The sequence below is a fragment of the Stieleria sp. JC731 genome (assembly GCF_020966635.1).
Taxonomy (GTDB): Bacteria; Planctomycetota; Planctomycetia; order Pirellulales; family Pirellulaceae; genus Stieleria.
The window spans coordinates 301822-327443 of record NZ_JAJKFQ010000026.1; the positions used below are offsets into that span (position 1 = coordinate 301822).

General features: G+C 53.5%; 17 protein-coding genes. 11 read left to right on the forward strand and 6 right to left on the reverse strand.

What is annotated here, in order from left to right:
* Nucleotides 1–24: 24 nt before the first annotated feature.
* The 4 genes from LOC67_RS23890 to LOC67_RS23905 form a co-directional block, all read right to left on the reverse strand.
* On the reverse strand, nucleotides 25–1521 hold the full coding sequence (locus LOC67_RS23890; RefSeq protein WP_230265359.1) for a Gfo/Idh/MocA family protein: 1497 nt from the start codon (nucleotides 1519–1521) through the stop codon (nucleotides 25–27).
* Between the two features lie 283 nt (nucleotides 1522–1804).
* Nucleotides 1805–2236 (reverse strand): gamma-glutamylcyclotransferase, encoded by a 432-nt coding sequence (locus LOC67_RS23895; protein ID WP_230265360.1) that lies wholly within the window; start codon nucleotides 2234–2236, stop codon nucleotides 1805–1807.
* A 110-nt stretch (nucleotides 2237–2346) separates the two neighbouring features.
* Nucleotides 2347–3570 carry a 3-hydroxyacyl-CoA dehydrogenase gene (locus LOC67_RS23900; protein WP_230265361.1) on the reverse strand — a complete coding sequence of 408 codons (1224 nt, stop codon included), beginning with the start codon at nucleotides 3568–3570 and terminating at the stop codon, nucleotides 2347–2349.
* A gap of 58 nt (nucleotides 3571–3628) precedes the next feature.
* On the reverse strand, nucleotides 3629–4702 hold the full coding sequence (locus tag LOC67_RS23905) for a hypothetical protein (protein ID WP_230265362.1): 1074 nt from the start codon (nucleotides 4700–4702) through the stop codon (nucleotides 3629–3631).
* Between the two features lie 142 nt (nucleotides 4703–4844).
* Between LOC67_RS23905 and LOC67_RS23910 the strand changes: the two genes are divergently transcribed.
* From LOC67_RS23910 to LOC67_RS23925, 4 genes are all read left to right on the forward strand, one after another.
* Nucleotides 4845–5297 (forward strand): hypothetical protein, encoded by a 453-nt coding sequence (locus tag LOC67_RS23910; protein WP_230265363.1) that lies wholly within the window; start codon nucleotides 4845–4847, stop codon nucleotides 5295–5297.
* Nucleotides 5298–6700: 1403 nt separating this feature from the next.
* Nucleotides 6701–9013, forward strand: a complete 2313-nt coding sequence (locus LOC67_RS23915) for a DUF1549 and DUF1553 domain-containing protein (protein ID WP_230265364.1) — start codon at nucleotides 6701–6703, stop codon at nucleotides 9011–9013.
* A 46-nt stretch (nucleotides 9014–9059) separates the two neighbouring features.
* A complete protein-coding gene (locus LOC67_RS23920; protein ID WP_230265365.1) occupies nucleotides 9060–10409 on the forward strand; it encodes a DUF1501 domain-containing protein in 1350 nt (449 codons plus the stop codon).
* Nucleotides 10410–10570: 161 nt separating this feature from the next.
* On the forward strand, nucleotides 10571–12721 hold the full coding sequence (locus LOC67_RS23925; RefSeq protein WP_230265366.1) for a Tex family protein: 2151 nt from the start codon (nucleotides 10571–10573) through the stop codon (nucleotides 12719–12721).
* A gap of 504 nt (nucleotides 12722–13225) precedes the next feature.
* On the opposite strand, the gene LOC67_RS23930 is transcribed toward LOC67_RS23925, so the two are convergent.
* On the reverse strand, nucleotides 13226–13678 hold the full coding sequence (locus LOC67_RS23930) for a YhcH/YjgK/YiaL family protein (RefSeq protein ID WP_230265367.1): 453 nt from the start codon (nucleotides 13676–13678) through the stop codon (nucleotides 13226–13228).
* A gap of 487 nt (nucleotides 13679–14165) precedes the next feature.
* Here LOC67_RS23930 and LOC67_RS23935 point away from each other — a divergent pair, with 487 nt between their 5' ends.
* The 5 genes from LOC67_RS23935 to LOC67_RS23955 all read left to right on the forward strand — a co-directional run bounded on the left by LOC67_RS23935 (nucleotide 14166) and on the right by LOC67_RS23955 (nucleotide 23419).
* Nucleotides 14166–18866 carry a PVC-type heme-binding CxxCH protein gene (locus LOC67_RS23935; RefSeq protein ID WP_230265368.1) on the forward strand — a complete coding sequence of 1567 codons (4701 nt, stop codon included), beginning with the start codon at nucleotides 14166–14168 and terminating at the stop codon, nucleotides 18864–18866.
* A gap of 42 nt (nucleotides 18867–18908) precedes the next feature.
* Nucleotides 18909–20261, forward strand: coding sequence for a polysaccharide lyase family 1 protein (locus tag LOC67_RS23940; RefSeq protein ID WP_230265369.1), 1353 nt, complete (start codon nucleotides 18909–18911; stop codon nucleotides 20259–20261).
* Nucleotides 20262–20365: 104 nt separating this feature from the next.
* Nucleotides 20366–20809: a hypothetical protein gene (locus tag LOC67_RS23945; protein WP_230265370.1), complete on the forward strand. Its 444-nt coding sequence runs from the start codon at nucleotides 20366–20368 to the stop codon at nucleotides 20807–20809.
* A gap of 312 nt (nucleotides 20810–21121) precedes the next feature.
* Nucleotides 21122–21997: a DUF2314 domain-containing protein gene (locus tag LOC67_RS23950; protein ID WP_230265371.1), complete on the forward strand. Its 876-nt coding sequence runs from the start codon at nucleotides 21122–21124 to the stop codon at nucleotides 21995–21997.
* A 186-nt stretch (nucleotides 21998–22183) separates the two neighbouring features.
* Nucleotides 22184–23419, forward strand: a complete 1236-nt coding sequence (locus tag LOC67_RS23955; RefSeq protein ID WP_230265372.1) for a hypothetical protein — start codon at nucleotides 22184–22186, stop codon at nucleotides 23417–23419.
* A gap of 102 nt (nucleotides 23420–23521) precedes the next feature.
* Here the strand turns inward: LOC67_RS23955 and LOC67_RS23960 are convergent, their stop codons facing one another.
* Nucleotides 23522–24430, reverse strand: a complete 909-nt coding sequence (locus LOC67_RS23960; RefSeq protein ID WP_230265373.1) for an RNA polymerase sigma factor RpoD/SigA — start codon at nucleotides 24428–24430, stop codon at nucleotides 23522–23524.
* On the opposite strand from LOC67_RS23960, the gene LOC67_RS23965 reads away from it, so the two are divergent.
* Nucleotides 24429–24689 carry a hypothetical protein gene (locus tag LOC67_RS23965; protein ID WP_230265374.1) on the forward strand — a complete coding sequence of 87 codons (261 nt, stop codon included), beginning with the start codon at nucleotides 24429–24431 and terminating at the stop codon, nucleotides 24687–24689. The two genes, LOC67_RS23960 and LOC67_RS23965, sit on opposite strands and share 2 nt — an antisense overlap.
* A 93-nt stretch (nucleotides 24690–24782) precedes the next feature.
* The gene (locus tag LOC67_RS23970; protein ID WP_230265375.1) at nucleotides 24783–25622 is read left to right on the forward strand and encodes an amidohydrolase family protein; all 840 of its coding nucleotides are present in this window, start codon (nucleotides 24783–24785) and stop codon (nucleotides 25620–25622) included.

The window sequence follows — 25622 nt, forward strand, 5'->3', positions numbered from 1 at the left end:
AGCCCAATCAAGCGGCCCCATCAATCAGTTGGCCGGATCTTTGCCGTCGACCCATGCCCCCGCCAGTTTCATGTATTCGGGCTCGTTCAAGCGGCTTCCGAACTCGCCGGCGGTCCAGCCGGGAATGTGATTGGGGCTCTGTCGGTCTTTTGACATCGCTTCCCACTTGGCGGCCCAGCCAGGGTCTTTGGTGGTGATTTCTCGTGTATCGCCATTGACGAAATAGACCTCGCCTTTGCGGTAGCTTTGCGCACCAAGGTTCACGACCGCGATTGCGGATGCTCCCAAATCTGGTGGGTTATTACACAACTGTGGGTCGCCCGCTTCGCAAGCGTCCAAGAAGTTCGTGAAGTGGGCCCGAGTCGTATTCTTCACCGGCGTTGTCGGAATTCGCTCGGATTCGAACGTTCGTTTCGACGAGTCACCGCTGGCGGTAACTTCGCGTCGTTCGGGAACAAAATCAAATCCGTCGAACTGTTCGCCGTTGCCAAGCATGAATGTGCCGTAGTGACCGCGAATCAACTGGTTGACTCGAGATTCCTGATTGCACATCGTTGCGGTCACCAAACCTTGGACGCCTTCGTTGAAGTCGGCAACAACGGTCGCAACATCGGGAACATCGCGTCCGTCATACTCAAGAAAGATTCCGCCAGCACCGACAACGCGTGCCGGAACACGCAGCCCCGTTGCCTTCAACATCGACGTCGTACGATGCACGAACAAGTCCGTGAACATTCCGCTACCGAAGGGCCAGAATCGGCGCCATTGTTTGTAGACCGCTCGGTCAAATGGCATGTCGGGGGCTAGGTTTTCGTTTTTGCCTAGCCAGCGATCCCAGTCGATCGTCTTGGGTGACATGTCGGGTTCTAGTTTGTAATAACGCCATTGGCCTCGGTCGCTGTTGCGGAAGTACTCCGTTTGAAAACCGAGAACCTTGCCGAGCTTTCCGTCTTGCAACAAGGAACGGATCTCATTCCAAACCGGCAAGCTTGTTGATTGCACACCGACTTGCATGACCAAGCCGGACTGACGCCATTTTTCTTCAACATCGAACGCTTCTTGGACCGTCTTGCACATCGGCTTTTCACAGTAGACGTGTAAGCCCGCCTCCAAAGCGTCGATTGTCTGTTTGTGGTGCCAGTGGTCTGGTGTGCCAATGCATACAGCGTCCAAGTTTTCCTTGGCAATCATGTCGTTGTAGTCGACGTAGCGTCCGGGATCGGTCCCGGTTTTATCCTTGATGTAGTCCGCGACCTTGTTTCGCTGGGTTTCGTAGACTTCGGCAACGCCGACCAAATCGATCTTTCGACCTTCACCGTGCAGTGCGCAAAGGTTCTTGACGTGGGCTCCGAAGCCACGACCGCCTGGCCCGATAAAGCCAATTCTCAGTCGCTCATTGGAATCCGCCGCAGCTTTCGCTTTGCCCGAGAGACCGACGACAGAAGCGGCACTTGCGGACGCACCAACTTTTAAAAACGAACGGCGGTCCGATGCCTTGTTTGGCTGGTCTTGTTCACTCACGTGTGGAGGCCTCGAAGAGATTGAGTTAGGAAGGGGATTTCCAACCGATCCGACTGAGGTTTTGTGATCAATTTCGATCACGCCAGCATGCTAACTCGCATAACAACCGACAGCCCGACGCGGTGGCAGGTGGGACACATCAAAGTGCAGCGGCCTATCCTAACAAAACCCAAACACACGCGTGCGAAATGCACGAAAAGAAGGTGCATCGAATTCCTCGGGGACTCGCGAGCCGACGAGGGCGATTAAGTCCACCGTCTGAATCCTCCGACTGCTGTCACAGCTAGCGAGCTGTTGGCCAAGACTGCACTCCGTCGATCAACGGCTGAGGCTGAAAACCATCGAGGATCAAATCGCGATTGTAGAAGTACGTGTAGGCTGAGACTTGCCGCTTGCCTGAACCATGGTGCGGGATCAAAGCTTCGATCAGATGCCTGTGATAAAGGTCATTTTCCGAGTTTGCTGAAGTGCCTTCGATCTCGTCGAGCACTTCCATGACCACTGGCATCTGTTCGGGTAAGAATGACCAAACTTCGCCGAGTACCAAATTGTCGCCGGTTGTCATCGCGGGGTAGTCGTCGCGACCGAACAAGGCGGCTCTCACAACGGCTGGATCAACTGACAGCGGTTTAGCTGGCCAAGCCTTTTCACGACACTGGCCGCGTTTCAGGGTTCCGTAGACGAACACTTGGCAGATTGATTCGGTCGAGTCCATTTTCGTTCCGCTGATTGAATGCCGTGGTTGAAAAAGAAACCTGGATGCCATCGGCTTGGTCAATCGATCGCAGGAAGCGTCGTGATCAAAACTTGGCGATCAAAGCTTGGCTACGCCGATCCGGTCGGGGCGATTGGGCGCATCGAGGGAAACGACTCGCCGAATCGGTTCATCGAATCGTTGATGTCATCGCTGCCTATTTCCTCAAAAAGTTCCGACCACCGCTCGTAACTATTAAATCCGAGTCCCCCCACCATCGCGGCATCGACATCGTCCATGGACTTTGCGATTTGTTCACGAATGATTTGCTGGGCTTCGATCCACATCGGGATCGAAAGTAGTCGCAGCACATCGCCATCGCTGAACGATTCTTTGGCGGTTCGATAGGTTTCGACCAGCGCTAGAGCTTGGTCGCAAAGTGTTCGACTTCGTTCCCCTGCGACGTAACGGTAGAGGCCTAGCCCATGGCTGCGTCCGAGAAGTTTCTGTTTCACCAAAGCAGGAATCATCGGCGAAGGATTCAGCCGTGATGGGAACGCGTTCAGATAGGCCCGTCCGGCATGAAACATTGTCGGTGCGCCGATCCAGTCGATCAATTCCAAAGGCGACATAGGCATTCCATACGCGATCGCGACTCGCTCAAGTTGCTCTGGCGATGCACCACGACAGAGCAGTTGCAATGATTGATTCAAGTACGGCGACAACATTCGGTTGACGATGAAGCCGGGGCCATCTTTGCAACGAATCGGCCGCTTGCCTATACGTTCGGCATGTCGCAACGCCGCGTCGGTCGTTTCTTTGGCTGTACGCGAGCCTTGGACGATTTCAACCGCTGGACGTTGATGGACCGGCATAAAGAAGTGCAATCCGCAGACGCGGGTCGGGTCAAGTCCTTTTGCATCAGCGATCGAATCGATTCGCAACGTGGACGTGTTGCTGGCGAAGATCCCGTCATCTGACAGTACGGCTGAAAGCCTGCGAAACAAGTCTTGCTTGATCGGCAATTGTTCTACAATCGATTCAATGACGATCGGAACGGACAATTCGTCCGACTCAGACTGCTCTGCGGATGACGGCGATGTTGCCTGGATCGGATTGGCCGGAGGGACAACGGCGATCGCGAATAGGCCATCGATCGGCCCTGTAAGGTCCCACGCATCCGCTTTGAATTTTTGGAACTTAGCTTTCGCGCGATCCAAAGCGTTTTGATCAACGTCACACAGACAAAAAGGTTGGCCGCTCAGGAAATGAGCTTCGGCGATTGCCGTACCAACAACGCCAGCACCGATCAAAACTGTCGATGGGGTATCGGATGGCCAAGTCGAAATCGACATAGAAGAGATGCTTTTGGATTCACGCGATGAGAGTTTCACTAACGCATGTAGTTCAACATCAACAGGCAACTCGGGCAAGCCTGCTGCCTTCGGAATTGCCCGGCAGTTCAATACGGGCGTCTGCAGAATCCAATTCGATACGTGGTTTCTGGCCAATAAACCCGGCCCATCCCGTGAAGGTACTCGGAGGACCCAACATCAGATCGGTTTCGGCCAATGCGTACATGTCACCCAATGCCGAACCGGGACCCCGGCATAGATTCAGACCGGCAAAAGAAGACTCGTCTAGTTTCTCGTGACTGCAAACCAAGAAGTTGACGCGACGGTTCGGGTATTGCTCCCGGACTTGGTGCATCCAGTTGGCGTACTGCTGATCGCTGAAGTAATACCTACCGCCTAAAAAATTTGCGTAATCGCCTCTGCGAATGTGAACTCCGACAAGAACGTCGGATTCGCCGCGGGCTTCGGCGACTGAGTCATCCACCGTTTTTCGGTCTTCTTGCGAGAGCGCGAAGTAGTCGCGGATCCGCGCCCAGTTTTCCATCAGCAATTGATCGCTACGAAAACGCCAGCCTTGCAGCAGCACGGTCCGGCCGGAGCGGATCGCGTCTTCAAAACGATCACTTTGCAGATCACATTCATCGTGTTTGGATAGTCGGATGACTTTGAATGGACGACGCCGCAAGCCGGACAAGTACAACGCTTTTGTGCCGATCTCAACTGACTTCATCAAAGCCATCCGCTTTCGCAGTGATGGTGAACCGTCCGGGCGGCTCGAGCTTGATTCGGTTGAGTTTGAACTTCCATCGAACTCGCACCAGAGATCGCTACTGGTTTGGGGAAACAACCCCGCGTATTCGGCAAAGCATGGATTGCGCAGACGAACCTGATAATGTTTTGCCGCCGCAATTAAATGTGCAAACAGAAACAGACGGTTCCCCAATTGCCCAAAGCGTCGTGCAATAACCAGCATGATGTCAGATTCTTGTGAAGCGAATATTTCGTCGTGCGGGCGGATGCAAATGCCCGGCAACAAGTCGACTTTTACGCGTTTTGATAGCTCTGTTTCAAGTCCGGCATGGCAGTTCAGCCGAGAGGGCGCGAGGCATTGTGTGACGAGTCCAAACCCCACCTGAGGGCTCCGATACAGATTTCCAGATACTTTTGTGATTGATCTTGCAGCCGAGCGGCCAAAAGTGCGATAGCAAGGGTTATAGGGCTTGATTGGTGACCGGCCCGATCGATTTTGCATTTCGAAGAATAGAGCTATCGCGATGAAGATTCGTTCTGCCGCTTTCGCCGCTGCGGTTTTAACAACGCTTTTTGTATTGAGCCCCTCGACGGGCTTTGCCCAGGAAACGACTCCTGATCTGCCGCCTGCCAGTCCGGTGTCTCAACTGGTTAGCAACCTGAACCCGCTAAACTGGAAGATGCCTTCGATGGGCAGTATTTTGCCTTCGAAAGCTGAAAAAGACCGTGTGATCACGAAAAAGAACAGCTTGGTCACAGAGGTTTCCACTACAGCGAAGAAGAGCTGGCAGCGGACAAAAGAAACACTCAATCCGATGAGATTGATTCCGGCCGGATTCCGTACGCCGAGCACGGAGACAAAGCCTGCGGAACCGAAGTCTGAAGGCTTCTTTAGCAAGTTGTTCTCGCCATTTCCGCCCAAGGAAGAAGACGAAGCGACGGTGACTGATTGGCTACGACAGGATCACGTTCAGTAGTCCACTGAGTCTCTTGTGCATTGTCATCAGCCGCAACGCGCCAGCGTGCGGATGCAAGCCCTTATTTATCTAGATCAGCCGCAACGCGCCAGCGTGCGGTTCTCTTGGCAGCGTCAATCGGCGCTAGAAACAGTTGGCACACATACGTGCGGTGATTTTCGGTTGCAGCATTGCTCGCTGCTTGCACCCTCACCCCCGGCCCCTCTCCCTCAAAACCTTCGCGGGATTATCCATCGCGATTTCAGCGTCCTCAGCGCGAAGTCTTTGAAGGAGAGGGGAGCCCGCATGGTTGTATTGCGTCGTCCCGCTTGATGACACGATCACCCGCCTCGCACCAGCGTCCGGTTTATCGCCCGCCCTTCATGCTGATCAGCCGCAACGCGCCAGCGTGCGGTTCTCTTGGCAGCATCAGCCGGCGCTCGAAACAGTTGGAACAGATACGTGCGGTTGTTTTTGGTTTCAGCATTGCTGGCTGCTGGCACCCTCACCCCCGGCCCCTCTCCCTCAAAACCTTCGCGCGTTATATCCATCGGGATTTCAGCGTCCTCAGCGCGAAGCCTTTAAAGGAGAGGGGAGCCCGCATGGTTGTATTGCGTCGTCCCGCTTGATGACGTGATCACGCTCCTCGCACCAGCGTCCGGCTTTTTACCCGCCCTTCATGCTGATCAGCCGCAACGCGCCAGCGTGCGGTTCTCTGGGCAGCATCAGCCGGCGCTAGAAACAGTTGGCAAACATGCGTGCGGTGGTTTTCGGTTGCAGCATTGCTGGCTGCTTGCACCCTCACCCCCGGCCCCTATGGTTTCATCGCAGCGTCCCGCTTGATGACGCGATCACCCGCAACGCACCAGCGTCCGGTTTTTTACCCAGCCTTCATGCTGATCAGCCGCAACGCGCCAGCGTGCGGTTCCCTAGGCAGGATCAATGGGCGCTAGAAACAGTTGGCAAACATGCGTGCGGTGGTTTTCGGTTGCAGCATTGCTGGCTGCTGGCACCCTCACCCCCGGCCCCTCTCCCTCAAACCCTTCGCGGGTTTATCCATCGGGATTTCAGCGTCCTCAGCGCGAAGACTTTGAAGGAGAGGGGAGCCCGCATGGTTGTATTGCAACGACGCGATCAGCCGCAACGCGCCAGCGTGCGGTTACATGCCCGCACAATCTCGCCGAGGCCAGCGACCGCCATCAGCTGATAGTTTGTGAAAATTCGAGCGTTCAACAGGCCTACGGCACCCCGGATGCTATTTAAACACAGCTCATCTCAGACGGCTCGGATCAAAAATCGCGGCGATTTTGTCGCAATCGGGAAAACATGGTAGACTACGCGTCCCGCATTCCCTCCTTCCAATGTACTGATCGCCAGGCCCTCGTGGTTCCCGCCGTTGATCAGCCTAGCCCACCGATCCAAACATGCGATTGCCGTTCATATCGCTCGCCGTTGTGGCCGTGTTGTCTGGCTTGAATTCGATCTGCATTGTTCAGGCCGACGATCCGAACTCCGATGAGTTGGCGGTTCACCATGAATTCACAACCGATGTGATGCCGGTGTTATCAAAAGCGGGCTGCAATCTTGGCACTTGCCATGGCAACTTGAATGGCAAAGGGGGGCTGAAGCTTTCGCTGCGTGGCCAAGACCCCGAGTACGACTATCAGAAGCTTGTTCGATCTCTCCGCGGCAGACGCATCAATGTTGCCGCCCCCGAACGCAGCTTAATTCTGCAAAAGGCCATTGGCGAAGTTCCTCATGGTGGCGGGTTACGTTTGTCAGAGGATAGCGAGCATTATGAAATCCTGGTTCGGTGGCTGCGTAGTGGAGCGCCCGGGCCATCCGAACAAGCCGCGACGTTGGTCAAGCTTGATGTCCAGCCGAAACAAGCGATCGTTTCTGATCCCCTGGATCATGTGGCGATCAAAGTTACCGCTACGTTTTCCGACGGTTCGACTCGCGATGTGACCGACACGGCTTGCTACGAACTGTCGAATCTGAAAGCGACGGTCGATGCGAACGGAATTGTCACTCGTAAAAAGCACGGGGAAACAACGCTGATCGTTCGGTACCTGCAAATGCAGCAACCGATTCCGATTGCCTTCATCGAATCGCGTCCTGATTTTCAATGGGACAACCCAGCGCCGATCAATGAAATCGACGAGCACGTCTTTGCAAAGCTTCAGCGACTGCGACTAAACCCCTCGCCGGTCTGCTCTGACGCGGTTTTCGTTCGGCGTGCTTATGTCGACGCGATCGGACGGATCCCAAGTGCCGATGAGGCGAAAAGTTTCGTTGCCGACAGCAGCGATGATAAACGTCAGCGGCTGATCGACGAGTTGCTTCAGCGTTCCGAGTTCGCGGATTTTTGGTCGTTGAAGTACGCGGATATCCTACGGACCGAAGAAAAGGTCTTGGACACCAAAGGCGTCGAGGTGTTCCACCAGTGGATTCACGATAGCGTCGCTACAGCGAAACCGATCGATCAATTCGTCCGCGAGTTGGTGACGTCTTCGGGAAGCACCTTTAGCAATCCGCCAGCGAACTACTATCGCGCAAATCGCGATCCGTCCACACGCGGCGAAACCACCGCGCGCCTTTTTCTCGGCACGCGTCTGCAATGTGCCAAATGCCACAACCATCCATTCGATGTCTGGACACAGGACGACTATTACCAATGGGCGTCACTATTTTCCCAGCTGAAGTACGAAGGAGGTGACGCTGATCGCCAAGACAAGCTCGACAAAAACGAGATCGCCGGCGACGAGACGGTTCTGGTCTCGAAAAATGATGAAGTCAAAAACCCTGATACAAAGAAAGTTGCTGAGCCAAAATTTCTTGGCGGAGCAACTTTGTCGGGTGAGCAAAAAGAACAACGGTTAGAAGAGCTTGCTCGTTGGTTGACATCGTCTGAAAACGACTTGTTCGTTAAGTCGCAAGTCAACTTCGTCTGGTACCAGCTATTCGGGCTCGGCATCGTTGACCCGATTGATGATTTTCGATTGACGAACCCGCCAAGCAATCCCGCACTGATGAACGCCTTGGCTAAGCGTTTTGTCGATGGCAAGTTCGACCTGCGGAATCTTGTCGGCTGGATCATGAAGTCGAAAACGTATCAATTAGCTTCTGAACCCAACGAAACGAACGCATTCGATCACGTCAGCTATTCCCATGCCTCGGTTCGTCGTCTGCCGGCCGAAGTCATCTTGGATATGCAAAGCGATGTATTGGGCACACCGGTCAAGTTCCTTGGCCAAGCCGAAGGCATTCGAGCTATTCAGATACCTGGGGTGCTGAGCAAACAAGTCCGGCGAAAGGGGCCCAGTGAGGGCGATCGCTTTCTGAAAACATTCGGCAAGCCTGAACGTATTTTGGCTTGCGATTGCGAACGCTCCAACGAAACGACTTTAAAACAAGTCTTGATGCTTATCGGCGAGGGGCTAAACGATCGGATCGTATCGCCTAGCAATACCATCGCAGAACTTGCCCGGTCTGACCTGAGCAACGAACAGGTCATCGAACAATTGTATTGGTCTGCATTGACGCGAGCGCCGAACGAAAGCGAGTTAAACGCGGCATTGGCGCTGATAGAAGATCGCTCTGTCGAACGAGCCGATGATCTTGCCGATCTCGCGCGATCGATCGTGACAAACCCTTCCAACAACGAACGTCTCGTTGCGCTCCAGGATTTGGCTTGGGCCCTGATGAACGCCAAAGAATTCCTGTTTCGCCAATAACGAATCTCCCCAAACAATCGAGAGCCGCATCGCAATGTTCTCATCAATGAATCGGCGTGCCGCCTTGCGCATCGGTGGCGCAGGAATGCTGGGGTTGAACATGCCCAAACTGATCCGAGCGGCCGAAAGCAGCAAGTCGATCAAGCCTCGCGCCAAATCGGTGATCTTTCTGTTCCAGTGGGGCGGTCCAAGCCAATTGGATACGTTCGACATGAAGCCAAACGCGCCCGAAAAGGTGCGAAGCCCCTATCGGCCGATTTCGACCAGTGCCCCCGACATTCAGATCTGCGAGCTGATGCCTGAAATGGCAAAGCGGATGCACCACGTGACGCTCATTCGCACGATGACGCATACGATGAACAATCACGCGTCCGCCGGTTACTATGCATTGTCGGGACACAAACCGCCGACAGACGATCAACGTTTAAGAGACTCATTGGATCTGTATCCCGCGTACGGAAGCGTTGTTGATCATCTAGCACCAAACGACAACGGCATGCCGACGTTTGTCTCGTATCCACACGTGATCCGTGACGGTTCGGTTGTGCCAGCCCAACATGCAAGCTTTCTTGGTAAGCGACATGACCCACTGCGTTTCTTGGAAGATCCCAATGACAAAAATTTTAAGCTGCCCGAACTGAGTCTTCCGCAGGGGCTTTCGATCGATCGGTTGCATCGACGACGCGAAATGCAAAAGCTGATTGACCAGCAAACGAAGCTGATGGACTATTCCAGTCAGGCACAAGGTTTCGACGACTACTACCAGCGAGCGATGTCAATGTTGACATCCGATCGTGTTCGCAAAGCATTTGATTTGTCCGCCGAACCGGAGAAGGTTCGCGATCGATATGGCCGGACGACATACGGTCAAAGTTGCCTGCTGGCGCGCCGGCTTGTCGAGTCAGGTGTCAAATTTGTGACGGCATACTTCTCAGCCAGTATCGGCGGCCGACGTGTCAACGATGGCGGCTGGGACACTCACGGCTTTGACAACACGCGGATGTACGAAATTGTAAATAACTATCAATTGCCTTTGACCGACCAGACATTGCCAACTCTGCTAGATGATTTGGAAGAACGCGGGTTGCTTGACGAGACTTTGGTAGTCTGGATGGGTGAGTTCGGGCGCACCCCGGACATCAACAAAAATCTTAGTCGAGATCACTGGCCACGGTGCTACACCACACTGCTGGCCGGCGGTGGCGTCAAGGGCGGATACGTGTACGGAAAATCGGACGAGCACGCGAGACTCCCAGCCGAGAACCCGGTCCGACCGGAAGATCTGGCGGCCACGATTTTCCATCTTTTGGGAATCGACCCGCTGACCGAGATCTATGATCGCGATAATCGTCCACTCGTCATTGGCGGTGATACGATCTACGACATCTTTGCCTAGCGGTCGGTGGCCTGCCTCCCGGCGTGCTGGCAATTCCGAACGACAAACAAAGTTCCCGGCAAAGCTGACCTCTGCACAATCGAATTCCGATTGGTATAACGAGATCGGCCCGTCAGTGCCTTTCGATTCGTTCTCTCCAATGGAATTGCTATTGCCGCGTTATGGACGACAAAATACTCCAGCAGATCGCCGACGAACTACAGCTGCCCATCAAGCAGGTCCGTGCCGCTGTAGAGCTACTCGAAGCCGGCAACACGATCCCATTCATCGCCCGCTATCGAAAGGAAGTGACCGGAACACTTGATGAAATTGCGCTTCGGGCGATCGAGGATGCGCTCGAAAAGGCTAACGCTTTGGCTGCTCGCAAAGCCACCGTTTTGAAGTCGATTGACGATCAAGGATTGCTGACCGATTCGTTGCGAAAAAAGATCGAAGCGTGCAACGATCTTAAAACGCTCGAAGCAATCTACCTGCCTTTCAAACCGAAGCGACGCACCCGAGCAACGATTGCCCGTGAACGCGGATTGCAGCCCTTGGCGGATTTGATCACCAGCCCCAAACGCCTGCCCAAATCCAAGAAAGAGCTACTGGCTTCGTTCGTCGACGCAGGCAAAGACGTCCCCGACGCCGACGCTGCACTCGCCGGTGCCCTGGATATCGTTGCCGAACAATGGTCCGAAGTTCCCGAAACGCGTCAGTGGTTGGCTGACCAATCGATGAAATTCGGGAAGGTCACTTCGGCAGTCAAACGCGGAAAAAAGACCGCGGAAGGTGCAGACAAGTTCGAACAATATTTCGATCGCCAGGAATCGGTCAGCCGCGTTCCGGGGCACCGCTTGCTTGCCATGATGCGCGGTGCCGGTGAAGGTTTATTGCGTTTGAACATCGAACTCGAAGGCGATCGAGAGCTAACGGATCTGAAACGGAAGCTGGTTCCCAATCGAGATTCTGAATTCACGCCTGACCTGCTCAATTGTGTCGAAGATTGCTTCGATCGTTTGTTGATGCCCGCGACCGAATCGACGGTGTTGTCGGAATTGAAGGACCGAGCTGATGCGGAAGCGATTGAAGTGTTCGGCAAGAACCTGCACGAACTGTTGATGTCACCCCCGGCAGGTCCACGTGTCACGCTCGGGATCGATCCCGGTTTCCGAACCGGTTGCAAAGTCGCGGTCATTGACGGGACTGGCAAGTTTCTTGAGAACGTGACCATCTATCCGACCGCTCCGAAGAACGACATCAAGGGTGCCGGCCTCGCACTCTTGAAATTGATCAAGAAACATCAGGTGGAGTTGATCGCGATCGGCAACGGCACCGCTTCTCGTGAAACCGATGCCTTCGTTGGAGATCTGCTGAAGCAAGAAAAGTTAGACGTCACGAAGGTGATGGTCAGTGAGTCCGGCGCATCAATCTATTCCGCGAGCGATGTCGCGGTGAAAGAGTTCCCAGATTTGGACATTACCGTTCGAGGTGCGATCAGTATCGCGAGGCGTCTGCAAGACCCGCTTGCCGAATTGGTGAAAACGGATCCGAAGTCGATCGGGGTTGGCCAATATCAACACGACGTCAATCAAACTCGACTTCGCAAGTGTCTGGATCGGACGGTGGAGTCCTGCGTGAACCAAGTCGGCGTCGACTTGAACACCGCCAGTGTTTCTCTGTTGTCCTACGTCGCTGGTATTGGGCCAAAGTTGGCTGAGAAGATCGTCGAATATCGTGACACCCAAGGCCAATTTAAAAACCGCAAGGAACTTACATCCGTTCCAAAGCTTGGCAAAAAGGCTTTCGAGCAAGCCGCAGGTTTCCTGCGAATACGTGGTGGTGACCAACCGTTGGACCAGTCGGCTGTCCATCCCGAAAGCTACCCCGTTGTCGAACAGATGGCGAAGCGGTTGAAGGCAGATTTGACAGCGATGGTCGGCAACGCGACCTTATCGACCAAGCTGCGTCCGGAAGACTATGTCAGTGATCGATTTGGCCTGCCAACGGTCCAGGACATTATTACGGAACTTGGCAAGCCCGGTCGTGACCCGCGGCAAGAATTCAAAGCGGTTCAGTTCGACGATTCACTCAATAGCATCGAAGATTTGAAAACCAACTTGGTTGTCGAAGGCGTTATCACGAACGTGACGCACTTTGGCGCATTCGTGGACATCGGTGTGCATCAAGATGGCTTGATTCATGTGTCGCAACTGGCTGACCAGTTTGTATCCGATCCGAACGAATTTGTTTCGGTCGGCGAAGTCGTACGAGTCAAGGTATTGGAAGTCGACGTCGACCGAAAACGAATTTCACTCACAAGAAAATTCTAAAACTGGATCGTGGTCCGAAACTACCCGTCACGCTCCATCGTCCCGAGCGACACCCCATCCCACCGGAACCAATACCCGACATCACGGGGACCGTGATGGGTACCATTTGAGTTTTCCAAAGTACCCGGCACGCTCCGCCGTGCCGACCGGCCTCGATCCCGCCGGAACCAACGCCGTGCATCACGGGGACCGTGATGGGTACCATTTGAGTTTTCCAAAGTACCCGGCACGCTCCGCCGTGCCGACCGGCCTCGATCCCGCCGGAACCAACGCCGTGCATCACGGGGACCGTGATGGGTACCATTTGAGTTTTCCAAAATACCCGGCACGCTCCGCCGTGCCGACCGGCCTCGATCCCGCCGGAACCAACGCCCGGCATCACGGGGACCGTGATGGGTACCATTTGAGTTTCCAAAGTACCCGGCACGCTCCGCCGTGCCGACCGGCACCCAATCACACCAGAATCAATACCCAGCATCACGGGAACCGTGATGGGGACACTGTTCACCCATCAACACGAACTTTAACCACCACCTTCTTCAACGAGGTGGTCGTCCCAAGAGGTGCGTGCACGTCTTCGGGATAGAAGATTGCAAAACTGCCAGCGGACACACGTGTCCAGGAAGTGGGTTGGTCGTGGAAAAACGCGAGGTCTTTCGTTTCGTCATAAGCGTCTCGAATTCGTTGGCAGTCCGCCAACGGGCGCCATCCCATGACGTCAAAACCGGTGACAACATACTGGATATCGATATAACGGCGGTGGCTTTCCAAAACCGATTCGCTTTGGCCTTTGCCGATCCCTGACCAAGCGATCGCGAATAGATCGTCACCGGCAATCTCGTGTTTTCCCTCGACCAACTCGTTCGCACGAACTGTTTCTAGGTACCGAAAAGCTTCGGCAAACCGTGAGTGCAGCGGCGTGTAGCGAGACGCGTCTGCGAGGGTGGAGATAATCATGAAGCGAATTTCTTAAGCGGAGCGGTTTGGCGGTGATTTCGGAGCAGGAACAGAATCTAGAATTCAAGCTCAGGGTGCAAGCCTGGTTTATAGCTGATGGACATAGTTGCGGCCGCGAGAGCAGTGCAGTTGAAAGTCACACCGAGATAGGGAGCAGTCGGCACGGCGGAGCGTGCCGGGTACTTTGGGGAGACTCAATTTGTACCCATCACGGTTCCCGTGATGCCGGGCGTTGGTTTGGTGGGTAGGCCCGTTGGTCAGCACGGCGGAGCGTGCCGGGTACTTTGGGAAACTCAAATGGTACCCATCACGGTCTCCGTGATGCCGGGCGTTGGTTTGCTGGGTAGGGCCGGCGTTCGGCACGGCGGAGCGTGCCGGGTACTTTGGGATGCTGAATTAGTACCCATCACGGTCCCCGTGATGCCGGGCGTTGGTTTGGTTTATCATACCGATAACCATTCCCCACCGTTTCAACGACATCCCACCTATGAAACACTCCCTCGTCTTTGTCATTGCCTTTGCACTTGGGCAGTCTGCCTATGCGAACGAATCATCGCATCGATTCACCACCATTGTCCTGAGTGAAGAGTTCCACAGCGAAGGCGCGTCGGTTGCTGATATCAATCGCGATGGAAACAACGATATCATCTCAGGCCCCTTTTGGTATGCCGGCCCCGACTTCCGTACCAAGCATGCTTTCGCTGCGGTAAAACCCTACACGATCAAAGGCTACTCGGATCACTTCTTTTCATTTCCAGGTGATTTCGATAGCGATGGCTGGACCGACATTTTGACCATTGCGATGCCAGGCACACCGGCGTATTGGCATCGAAATCCGGGGTCATTCGAAGACGCGGCCGAACCAACGGCGTGGGAGAAGTTTTTGGTGCTAAGCGATGTTGGCAATGAATCGCCGACGTTGGTCGATATCGATCGTGATGGCGTCGACGAATTGATTTGTGCTTCCGGTGGGAAGCATGGATATGCCAAACCGAATCCGTCCGACCCAATGGCACCGTGGACCTTTATCGCCATCAGCGATCGAGGCGGATACGGCAGGTTTACACATGGCCTAGGCGTTGGTGATATCGATGGCGATGGTCAACCGGAACTATTGGAAATGGATGGTTGGTGGAAATCGACGCAACACGCTGGACAGCCTTGGGACTTTCATCGTTTCACATTTGCGCAATCGGGTGGATCGCAAATCCATGCGTACGATTTCGACGGAGACGGCGACAACGATGTTGTTTCATCGCAAAACGCCCACGGATACGGATTAGCGTGGTTCGAAAACCGTTCACAGAATAAAGGTGAGCCGGTCTTTGTCAGACACGAAATCATGGGGAATGATGCCAGCAAGCATCCATACGGTTTGGCGATCTCTCAGCTTCACGCTTTGGCCCTTGCCGATGTCGATGGCGACGGCGTGAAAGACCTGGTTACGGGAAAGCGATTTTGGGCGCACGGCGGCAATGACCCTGGTGCCCAAGAGTTGCCGGTGTTGTATTGGTTTCGCACCGAGAGGTCGGCTCACGGAGTCAACTTTGTACCGATGTTGATTGACCGACGCGTGGGAGTAGGGACACAGTTATGGGCAAGCGATGTTGACGGCAATGGACATGTCGACATCGTGGTTGGAAACAAACTGGGAACCTATGTCGCCCTCAATAGCGGCGTGTCAGATGCGCCACCGGTGATGTCGCAAACTCCTCGTCATACCGCTGGAACGTCTGAATTCCGTTCGGGGGTCCGGACGACGGAACCTCTGACACCAGAACAGGAACTTGAAACCTTTGTGTTGCCCGATGGATTCGTTGCGGAGTTGGTCGTGGCGGAGCCGCAGATTGCGAAGCCAATGAATATGGCCTTTGACTCGCGAAATCGACTTTGGGTCAGCAGTTCGAATGAATATCCCTATCCAGCGGCCGATGGCGAAGGCAAAGACACGATTAAAGTGTTGGAAGATACGACCGGCGACGGAACTTACGATCTTGTCACGACCTTTGCAGATAACTTGAACATCCCCATCGGGCTTTATCCATACGGCGACGGTGTTATCTGCTTTAGCATCCCGAATATCTATTACTTGCGCGACACCGACGGTGATGGGAAAGCGGATAAGCGAGAAGTTCTATACGGGCCTTTCGATACGTCACGCGATACGCACGGAATGTGCAATGCGTTTACGCGTGGCTATGACGGTTGGCTATACGCATGCCACGGATTCAATAACCAAAGTTCCGTCGCTGGCAAAGACGGAAACGTTGTGACAATGCACTCCGGTAACACTTTCCGAATGAGGCTGGATGGATCGCGGATTGAGCATTTTACGCATGGCCAAGTCAATCCATTCGGTTTGGCTTTCGATGAAGACGGCAACGCATTCACGGCGGACTGTCATACGAAGCCTGTCTCGTTTTTGATGCAGGGCGGTTACTATCCGAGTTTCGGAAAACCACACGACGGCCTGGGGTTTGTTCCGCAGGTCATGGAGCACCTCAACGGTAGTACCGCGATCGGCGGCATGGCTCTTTACAATGGTGGCCAGTTCCCATCGGTCTACCAAAACAGCGCGTTCGGTGGGAACGTGATGACGAGCCGTATCAACAGGAACGCAATTGTTAAATCTGGCGGTTCCATTGAAGCGATCGAACAATCCGATTTCCTGATTTCCGGCGACCCTTGGTTCCGTCCAGTCGATTTGCAAATCGGACCTGACGGTGCACTCTACGTGGCTGATTTTTACAACCGAATCATCGGGCACTACGAAGTTCCTCTCGATCACCCTGGTCGAGACCGGGATCGCGGCCGTATCTGGCGCATCCGCTATCAGCCAACCGAAACTCGACGTGATGTCACATCAGCGACGACTGTCGAACCGGCAAAAGGCCTAGCGAAACACGATGACATTGACGCATTAATTGAACAATTGGCATCCGATGAACTGTCAGCTCGACTGATTGCTGCTGACACAATCGTGGATCAATTTGCAGAAGCAGCCATCACCCAAGTCCGTGCGGCATTTTCTGAGCCACTGAATGATCATGCGAAAATTCATCTCGCATGGGTTCTTCATCGTTTGGGTGCTCTGGAACTTAGCGACGTCGAAAAACTCATTCAGTCCAGTGAAAGTCGAGTTCGCCAGCATGGCTATCAGATTCTCAGCGCGATAGCTGGCGAACAATTTGATGCAGCTTCGACAGAGCTGTTGCAACAAGGATTGGTGGATCCCTCGAATTCAGTTCGACGAGCCGTCGTGATGGCAATGATTCAGCACCCCTCGCAGTCTTTCGTTAAACCTCTGCTGGATGCATCGGTTCAGGTCTCCGGTGATCCACATTTACACCATGCAATACGTATGGCCTTGCGAGATCACCTTGGGAAAAAAACTTGGTTTGAATCCTCGGTGAAGGATCTCAGCGAAGCTCAAACTGCAGAAGTGCTGTCACTTTGTCTGGCAATCAAAACGGACTTCGCAGGTTACTACGTCGCTCAAAACTTGGATCGGATTTCCCGTCAAATTCCTTCCGAGCTAACTGCATATCTTACTTTTGCCAGTCGCTATTGTGGCGATGCAGAGCTTGATTCGATTGTCCGACTATCAAGAGAACGTTTTGCTGCGGATCCTGACTTTCAAAAGGAGCTATTGCTGTCGATTCGGTCCGGCCGAGCACAACGGGGCGAACCGCTTTCACCGGTCGTTAAAAGCTGGGCGATCGATCTTGCCTGTCAGTATCTTGGAATTGATTCTCCTTCGGATGAATTACCCAACGAGCAGCCGCCATTGCCTTGGTCCTATCGGGCGGATCCGTCTGCACCGAGTCAAGTCAATCCCTGGCAAGTGTCGACCCAACGCAATTCGTCCGATGGGCAGCAGAACTCGTCGCTGTTTAGCAGTTTTCCGAAAGGTGAAAAGCTGGTGGGTTTCTACCGCAGCGGATCTTTTCCTATGCCTTCACAGTTCAGTTTCTTCTTTGCCGGACATGACGGGCAACCCGGTAAGCCACTTCAACAGAAGAACTATGTGCAAATTTGTGAAGCGGGGACGGATCAAGTAATCAAGCGTTGGAGCCCACTTCGAAATGACACTGCACAATTGGTGAAATGGTCAAGCGGCGAACATGCGGGTAAACAGGTCTATGTTGAACTTGTCGACACCGACACCGCGACGGCCTATGCATGGATCGCAGTCGGAAGGTTTTCGCTCGAATCGCTGAATCCATCCGACATAGTGCAGCGACGGGAAAAGGCGATGAGCTTGTTAACTGAATTCAAGCTTGGTGAATTGGAGCAAGCTGTTTGTGCATTGCTAACTGCCGACGGTATTTCGGGGACAGATCGGGCTGTCTATGCAAAGGCGTTGGTGTCACTGTCGCCATCAGCAGTCAAGGAAGCTGCGGCGGAAGCGTTGTCGATCGAAAACTTGGACGACGAAGTTCGCAATTCGATCGTTGATTCGCTGCTTTCCGATAATCGTTCTTCGATGAATGAGTCGCTGAAGCACGTGATGAAGGTTGCGACGTCATCGATGCAGTCTCAAATCGCTGAGCAATTATCGTCCGATAGAGATGGCGCAGCGATGCTGGTCGATCTAATCGAACAAGGTGCCGCATCGGCTCGACTGCTGAAAGTTCCGTCCATTGAAGCGAAACTTAGCCAACTCGCTAGCGACACGTTAAGAGACAAGATTGCACGACTGGCGAAAGATTTGGGCAGTGAATCGCCGCTCGTTCAAGAGGCCATTTCGGCAAGGCAAATCGATTACCGTGAACATGGCGGAGATCGTTCCCAAGGGATGGCGATCTTCAAAACACAGTGTGCGATCTGTCACAAGGTGGCTGGACAGGGGGCCGAAGTCGGTCCCAATTTGGACGGCATTGGCAGTCGGGGCTTGGAACGAATCTTGGAAGACGTCATCGCACCCAATCGCAACGTCGACGCTGCGTTCCGTACCAGTGTTGTTTTGCTTGACGATGGACGAGTTTTGAGTGGATTGGTTAAACGATCCGAAGGTGCCCAAATCATTCTTGTGGATGAGAAAGGTAAAGAGTCAGCGATCGCAATCGACACGATCGAAGCGCAACAGCAGAACCGAAACTCACCGATGCCGGCTAACTTTCACGAGGTTCTCACGGCCCAGCAGTTCAATGACCTCTTGGCGTACTTACTGTCGCTAACAAAATGATCGCATTTGAGTTAACACCCGTTCCATTTTTGAGCTTTGCGAGTGACCAACGGTTTTAGATCGATCCGAGTTCTTTTCTTATGTGCCCTGATCGTTTTCGGATGTTTGGCTTATTTCCTAATACGCGGGCCACAACGTTCTCCGCTGCCAAACCTTGCCGATGCGCATCGAGACCTCATCGAATCGCTTCCTGTTTTTCCGGGGGCCGAAGGTTTTGGAACGGACACAAAAGCCGGACGTGGTGGGAAGGTGTTCGTGGTCGATACGCTCGCAGATAGCGGACAGGGATCATTGCGTGAAGCCCTTGCCGCGAAGGGGCCGCGAACGGTCGTGTTTTCCGTTGGCGGCGTCATTGAGGCGACGAGCAACTTCGTTGTCTCTGAACCCTTCGTCACGATTGCTGGGCAAACCGCGCCATCGCCGGGGATCACGCTGGCCGGTGCGGGCCTGTCGATTCGAACTCACGACGTACTGGCACAACATATCGCGATTCGCATTGGCGACGGCGCAGGGCATAAGCCAGAAGACCGCGATGCCGTCCAGGTTATCGGCAGCGAGGATGGCAAGACCGATGTGTTCAATGTTGTCATTGACCACGTCAGCATGAGCTGGGCAATCGATGAAGGCTTTTCAACTTGGTACAAGGGTGTGCGTGATGTGACGGTAAGTCATTGCCTGATTGCCGAACAGCTTGATGATTCGCTTCACCCGAAAGGAAGGCATTCAAAAGCTATGTTGATCGGCGATCACAGCCGCCGTGTAAGTTTGATTCGCAACGTTTCCGCACATTCAGACGATCGTAATCCCACGATCAAGGGCGATACAAGCAGCTTGGTTGTGAACAACCTGGTCTACAATCCGGGCCGTTGGCCACTGGGATACTTTGACCCCGAAGGATCTGGTCCACTACTGTCGACGGTCTGGAACAACCGTTTCATTTACGGACCGTCAAGTCAGCTCGATCACTTGGCAATGATTGTGGAAACCAACATCCGGTCAAATAGTCAGATTCACCAAGAGGGAAATGTGAGTCCTCACGAGCGGATCGTCGACAGTCGAACGGAACCGAGTCCGATCGTCAAAGAGGCTCCCGTGACGGTGTCACCGCTCACCCGCTGGGATGCCGAAACCTTAGAGGCTCGCTTGCTTCCAACCGTTGGAAGTCGCCCTGCCCAGCGCGACGAGAACGATCAAAGGATCATCGAAACGATAAAGAACCGAACCGGACGAATCATCGATCGCGTTTCCGAAGTCGGCTTCGTCAAACCGCCTGCAAGTTCGACCACTCTCGAATTGCCAAACAATCCAAGCTTAGACGAGGACGGCGACGGATACACCAACCTCGAAGAATGGCTTCACGCCATCGCACAAAAACGGTGTCAGGAATCGCTTTGATACCGTGTTAATCAAAGCCCTGACCCTGAAACGACGATGAGCCTCCGTGAATAGGTGCAAAATAGCGAGTTCAATATTCACCACTAAGTTGGTTTAGTTTAGGTATGGCAAAATCAGCAGTATTCATAGCGGTGTGTATTCTCGGTTTGCTCACGTGCTCCTGTGGCGAGTCGGATATCAATGAAACCATCGTCGCTCCGGTCCCAAAATTGCCCCACTTCACTGGCTATTCATCACAGAGGTTTGAACCCCATCATGCTGCCGGGAAGCCAGTCCTGATTTACTATTTCGGAAACTGGGGTGTAGGTGCTGATCCTTCGCCATCAGAAGATCTGTTCACGCGAGAAGTGTGGCGATTGGCAATGTCGGCAGAGGTTTTGATGATGCAAGACGACCTAACCGACGCAGATCCGAGGGTGATTGAGTATCTACCAACCACGCAGTTACCGGCAATCATTATCTATCCGGCGGATGAATCGCAGATGCCTATTGTGCTGTCAGGCAAGATGACCGAAACGATGCTGATTGACGCGATTGGGCGACTTTAAGGTTCCAGTAGAAGTCTGCATTTAGCTTATTGCAGATCATTTGAGGAGGCTAGATTTGCGTCGCATGAGGCTTTCATCACTTGATAGGCGTGAATCCGACTCGCTTTAGCACATTAATGAACTGGAAGAGGGCGAAGTGAAGGCCGACCAACGCAAATCCTCGTCATGCTACCGTCCGCTGCGGGGCCGAAAACCGCGTTTTGGCTGCGATTGCGGTGGATGGGGCAACATACCGGTGTGAAGATTTACTAACATTTAAAGGTTCGACATTTCGTTCTTCACGTTTTCATTGCTCATTCGTGGATGGTTGCCATGTCAGAATCTGAAAGTTCATCCGCAGCTTCAGCACCAGTCTTCTCGTCACCCAGTGATGACAAAGAGATGGAACAAGCATCTCAAAAGGCGAGGCATAGCTTTCGCTTCTTTTGGCGAGAGATGTCTTGGGAAAGGCGGCGCATCGTTCCTGCTCTGGAACTCGCTGCGGTCAAAGGAACGTTTCGCGACCCGCCTGAGTTAAAGTCGGACGACCCCGACGCCCTCGAAGTCGAACATATGTGGCTGATCGATGTGGACTTTGACGGCCGAGAGGTCGAAGGCACGTTGATCAATTCGCCCATCTCCTTGAAATCAGTCAAAGAAGGCGACCGCGTCACCATCCGCGGCAAACAGATCTGCGATTGGATGTACGTACTCGATGGGGAAGTGTATGGCGGATTCACCGTCGATTTGTTGAGATCCAGAATGGGAAAGGCTGAACGCAAGCAGCATGACAACGCCTGGGGATATGACTTCGGTGAAGTCGGAATCATTAACCTTGTGCCCCCGACCTACATCGGCGATGACGCTCCTGCGAAGAAGGGACTGTTTGGGTTTGGGAAACCCAAAGTGACCCAGCAGGATTACACCAAGGTGGCCGCTGCGGAACATCCGATGTCCATCAACATGCGGTCATCGCTTTCGGACACCATCGACGAAAACCCCGAGATGAAGTCCCAGGCGGACGACCACGGGTACACCTTCCTGCACCAGTTGGCACTGGCAGGGTCTTATGACGGCGTCGATGTTTGCCTGCAGAAAGGGTTTGACCCATCGCAAGAGGCACCCAATGGGATGACCGCCTACACGCTGGCGAAAAGTCTCGGATGGAAAAAAGTAATGCAACGTCTCGAGCAAGATGGTGCGGCATAGCGCTTCAAGCGTTTGGTTTTACGGATTCCCGCCCCATAGAAGGCTTCGGAAGCGACTTTCTGTGAGCCGACTGGCTTTGATTTTCTCTGCCATCGAAATTTGGTGAATTTGTGTTAAGGGGAATCCGTGGCGGCTTCGCAGGTGTGGGTGAAAGGCATCAATTCACTCGCACCCGCAGCCAAATCGATGAAAATCACCTCCACCATATTTCTGGCAATCGCCCTCTGTTTGTCCTCTGCAGTCTCGGCGTCAAGTATTCCTTACAACATGCCGCAAACACGGCGAATCGACTCCGATCTAAGTCAGCTACGCAGCGACATTTCTAAGATCAGCCAAGAGTTGTCGACGTTGCAATCCAATGTTCGTGGGGCACGCGGAAAGGTCGACAATGCGATCACCGTTTCGAGAACCATTCGCGAAATGGATCGCAAACTCGATCGTTTGGTTGACCAGTTAAAACCGTACTACTCGGTTCCCAAGGTTCGAACCGTCGCACGGACATTGGCAAAGAACTTGGAGCGGATTCAGACACAGGTTCACGCCCTACGAAAGAAAACGGATAAGTGTGAGAAAGATGTTCTTAAACCGATGAAGCAAAGACTGCTGCAACTGGAACAGTCGATCGCGGGGGCTCGCTCAAAGGTCAATGGTTACTCATTGTCCGTTCGCGGTTGGCAAACAGAACTGGCTTCCTTAGCGATTTCCAGTCAATCGATCCCAGGTGCGTCTGCGGCATTTGATTCCGCTGCTGGGCAAATTAGCCCTCCAATCCGATCCGCGTCTTCTCAGATTCATCAGGTTTCAGTGAAATGCCAACGGCTATTGTCGGACGTTAACCGCTTGACCTCGATCTTCGCCGCGTATCAATCGGTTGATCGATCGCTGAAAGATTTCGACAAGAAACTGAAGCCCGCCGAATCCACCGTCGGCAACTTGGACAAAACGCTTGGAAAGAAACTGACAGTGAAGATTCCGTTCACAAAGAAGAGTGTTAGCTTCAGTGTTCGTGATATTCTGGAAAAGCCTGGCAAGATCATGAACGTTGTGATGAAACCGCTTGAGGCTCTCGCTGACAAAGTGTTGCAGCCGGTCTTAAAGAAAATGAAGCTTGATATTAAACCGCCAGCGGGTCTCGCGGAACTGAGTCGAAAGCTGGATCAAATCGATTCGATCTACAGTGGACTGACTCGTTCATCGCAACGATTGGTGGAGCCGATGCTTGATTCGCTTGTTCGGATGCAACAAGAATGGAGCCGAGTTCATGCTCAGCTAAAATCGCACTGCAGTGCTGTACGATCTCGTGCGGGCCAAGTCAACTTGCGTCTCCCCAACAAGTCGGCTGGAGAAGTTGTTCGCGGCAAGCCCGCACAGAATGTACCCGTAAAACGAAACGGTCCCGTGATGTTCGTTCAGTTTGATTGACAGACGAAACCAATGCGGTCCGATGAAGCATGCCACGGAAACAAAACGTTTTACCGTGGCTGCTGGGCGTTTCGAAGTTTCAAAGAAACGAAATCGCCATTTTTAGCCGGGGAAGCGTTCCCGTGGGTCGGTCAAACCGTCGGCAAGGCGACGCAGTGCTTCGGTTTCAATTTGTCGAACACGCTCGCGGGTCAGTCCGAGTTCTGCCCCAATCTCTTTAAGCGTCTTCGGTTCCGAACCGTCCAAGCCGAAACGAAGTTTCAATACCATCGCTTCGCGTTCTTCAAGATCATCGAGCAATTCCATCGCGTGGTGCAAGATGTCGTGATCGAGAAGCATCTCGTCAGGACTTTTTAGACGCTCGTCCATCACCATCTCGCCGAGCGACCAGCCCGATTCACTTTGATCGCTTTGCGGAGTGCTGTTGCTGATGCGAATTGCCTTGCGAATGATCGGCAACTTCTTTTTTGGAAGTCCCAGAACGCGAGCAACTTCTTCATTGGTTGGCGTGCGGCCAAGTTCTTCGCTCAGCCGGGCCGTCGCACGACGCCACTTGCTTAGCAGTTCGACCATGTAGGCCGGAATTCGAATCGTCTTCGCGCTGTTGATCAGAGCACGCTTGATGGATTGTTTAATCCAGTAGCTGGCGTAGGTGCTGAATCGCGTTCCGACCGTTGGGTCGAACCCTTCGACGGCACGAAGCAAACCCAAGTTGCCTTCTTCGATCAAGTCCTGCAGGCTAAGCCCTTTGCCGGTGTAGCCTCGCGAGATGTTGACGACCAGCCGCAGATTCGCGCGAACCATTCGGTCACGAGCTTCCACATCACCTTGCTCGATCTGCGATGCCAGTTCGAGTTCCTCTTTCGCTGTCAGCAGCGCGGTCTCGTTGATCTCTCGAAGATAGGTCTCCAGGGGAGACTGTGCCGCGTCGGTTCGGCGAGTAGTCGATTTGCGGACCTTCTTAACATCAGCCAAATCGGGATCGACCTGGGGAGCAGCAAAATCGGACATGGAGCTTCTTACAGTAATTGTTCGTTGTTTGGTGCCACGACAACTGAGCTGCGATCGATGCGATGGTGATTCGCTGGAAGGGATGCGAAACGCCGCGATCGTGACCGTGTCATGTGTTGCCGTACGCAATGCATCGGATGCAAGCTTCAGCGGACTGAAGTTGCACTTAAATGCGTATGGGTTTGCTGTCCGTGCGGATTATTCCATTGCTTCCGATTGCACACAAAACACGGCTGAAGCAGGATCAGTCGGTCAGTGACGGCTTGCCGAACAAGCCCTCATCTCGTTTACTGATCAACCCGGAACAATATTGGTTGGTATTAACTGCTGCGAAGGTTCGAGTTTCCCCGAAATGTTGATCGATTCCCATCACCACCTGTGGCAATATTCGGCAACCGAGTATCCGTGGATCGATGATCAGATGACTGAGCTTCGCCGTGATTTCTGGTCCAATGAGCTGCGCGAGATCGCTTCGACGCACCATGTGGATGGATTTGTCAGCGTTCAAGCACGGCAGTCGTTAACCGAAACCGAGACGCTATTGCAACTTGCGGAAACTGAGCCGCTGATTCATGGAGTCGTCGGTTGGGTAGACTTTCGATCACCTGAGCTTGCTGCGCAACTCGATCGGTTTCGCCACCATCGAAAGTTGAGGGGAATGCGACATGTCGTTCAAGATGAGCCCGATGACGATTTCCTTTTAGGGAAAACCTTCAACGACGGTGTCGCTCAGCTCGCCGGGAGCGGGCTGGTGTACGACGTTCTGATCTTCGCCAAGCATTTGAAACCGACGATTCAGTTCGTTCGAAATCACGCTTCAATCCCGATGGTGCTCGATCACATTGCTAAGCCGGCCGTGGCTGCCGGCCAGTTTGATCAGAGCTGGAAGGCATCGATCGAGCAGCTTGCCGAACAAGACAATATCGTTTGCAAGTTCTCTGGTGTAGCGACAGAAGTTCGTGATGCGACTTGGGACGTGGAAACGATTCGGCCCTATTGGGACACGGTCTTAGAAGCGTTCACGCCCTCGCGTCTGATGTTTGGTAGCGATTGGCCAGTCTGCCTATTGAGAACCGACTACGGCTGCTGGCTCGCGACGGTCAGGGAACTGGCAGCCGAACTGTCATCCGACGAACAACAACAGATCTTTTCCGGAACCGCGATTCAAACCTATCGACTGGAGCAAAGCTGA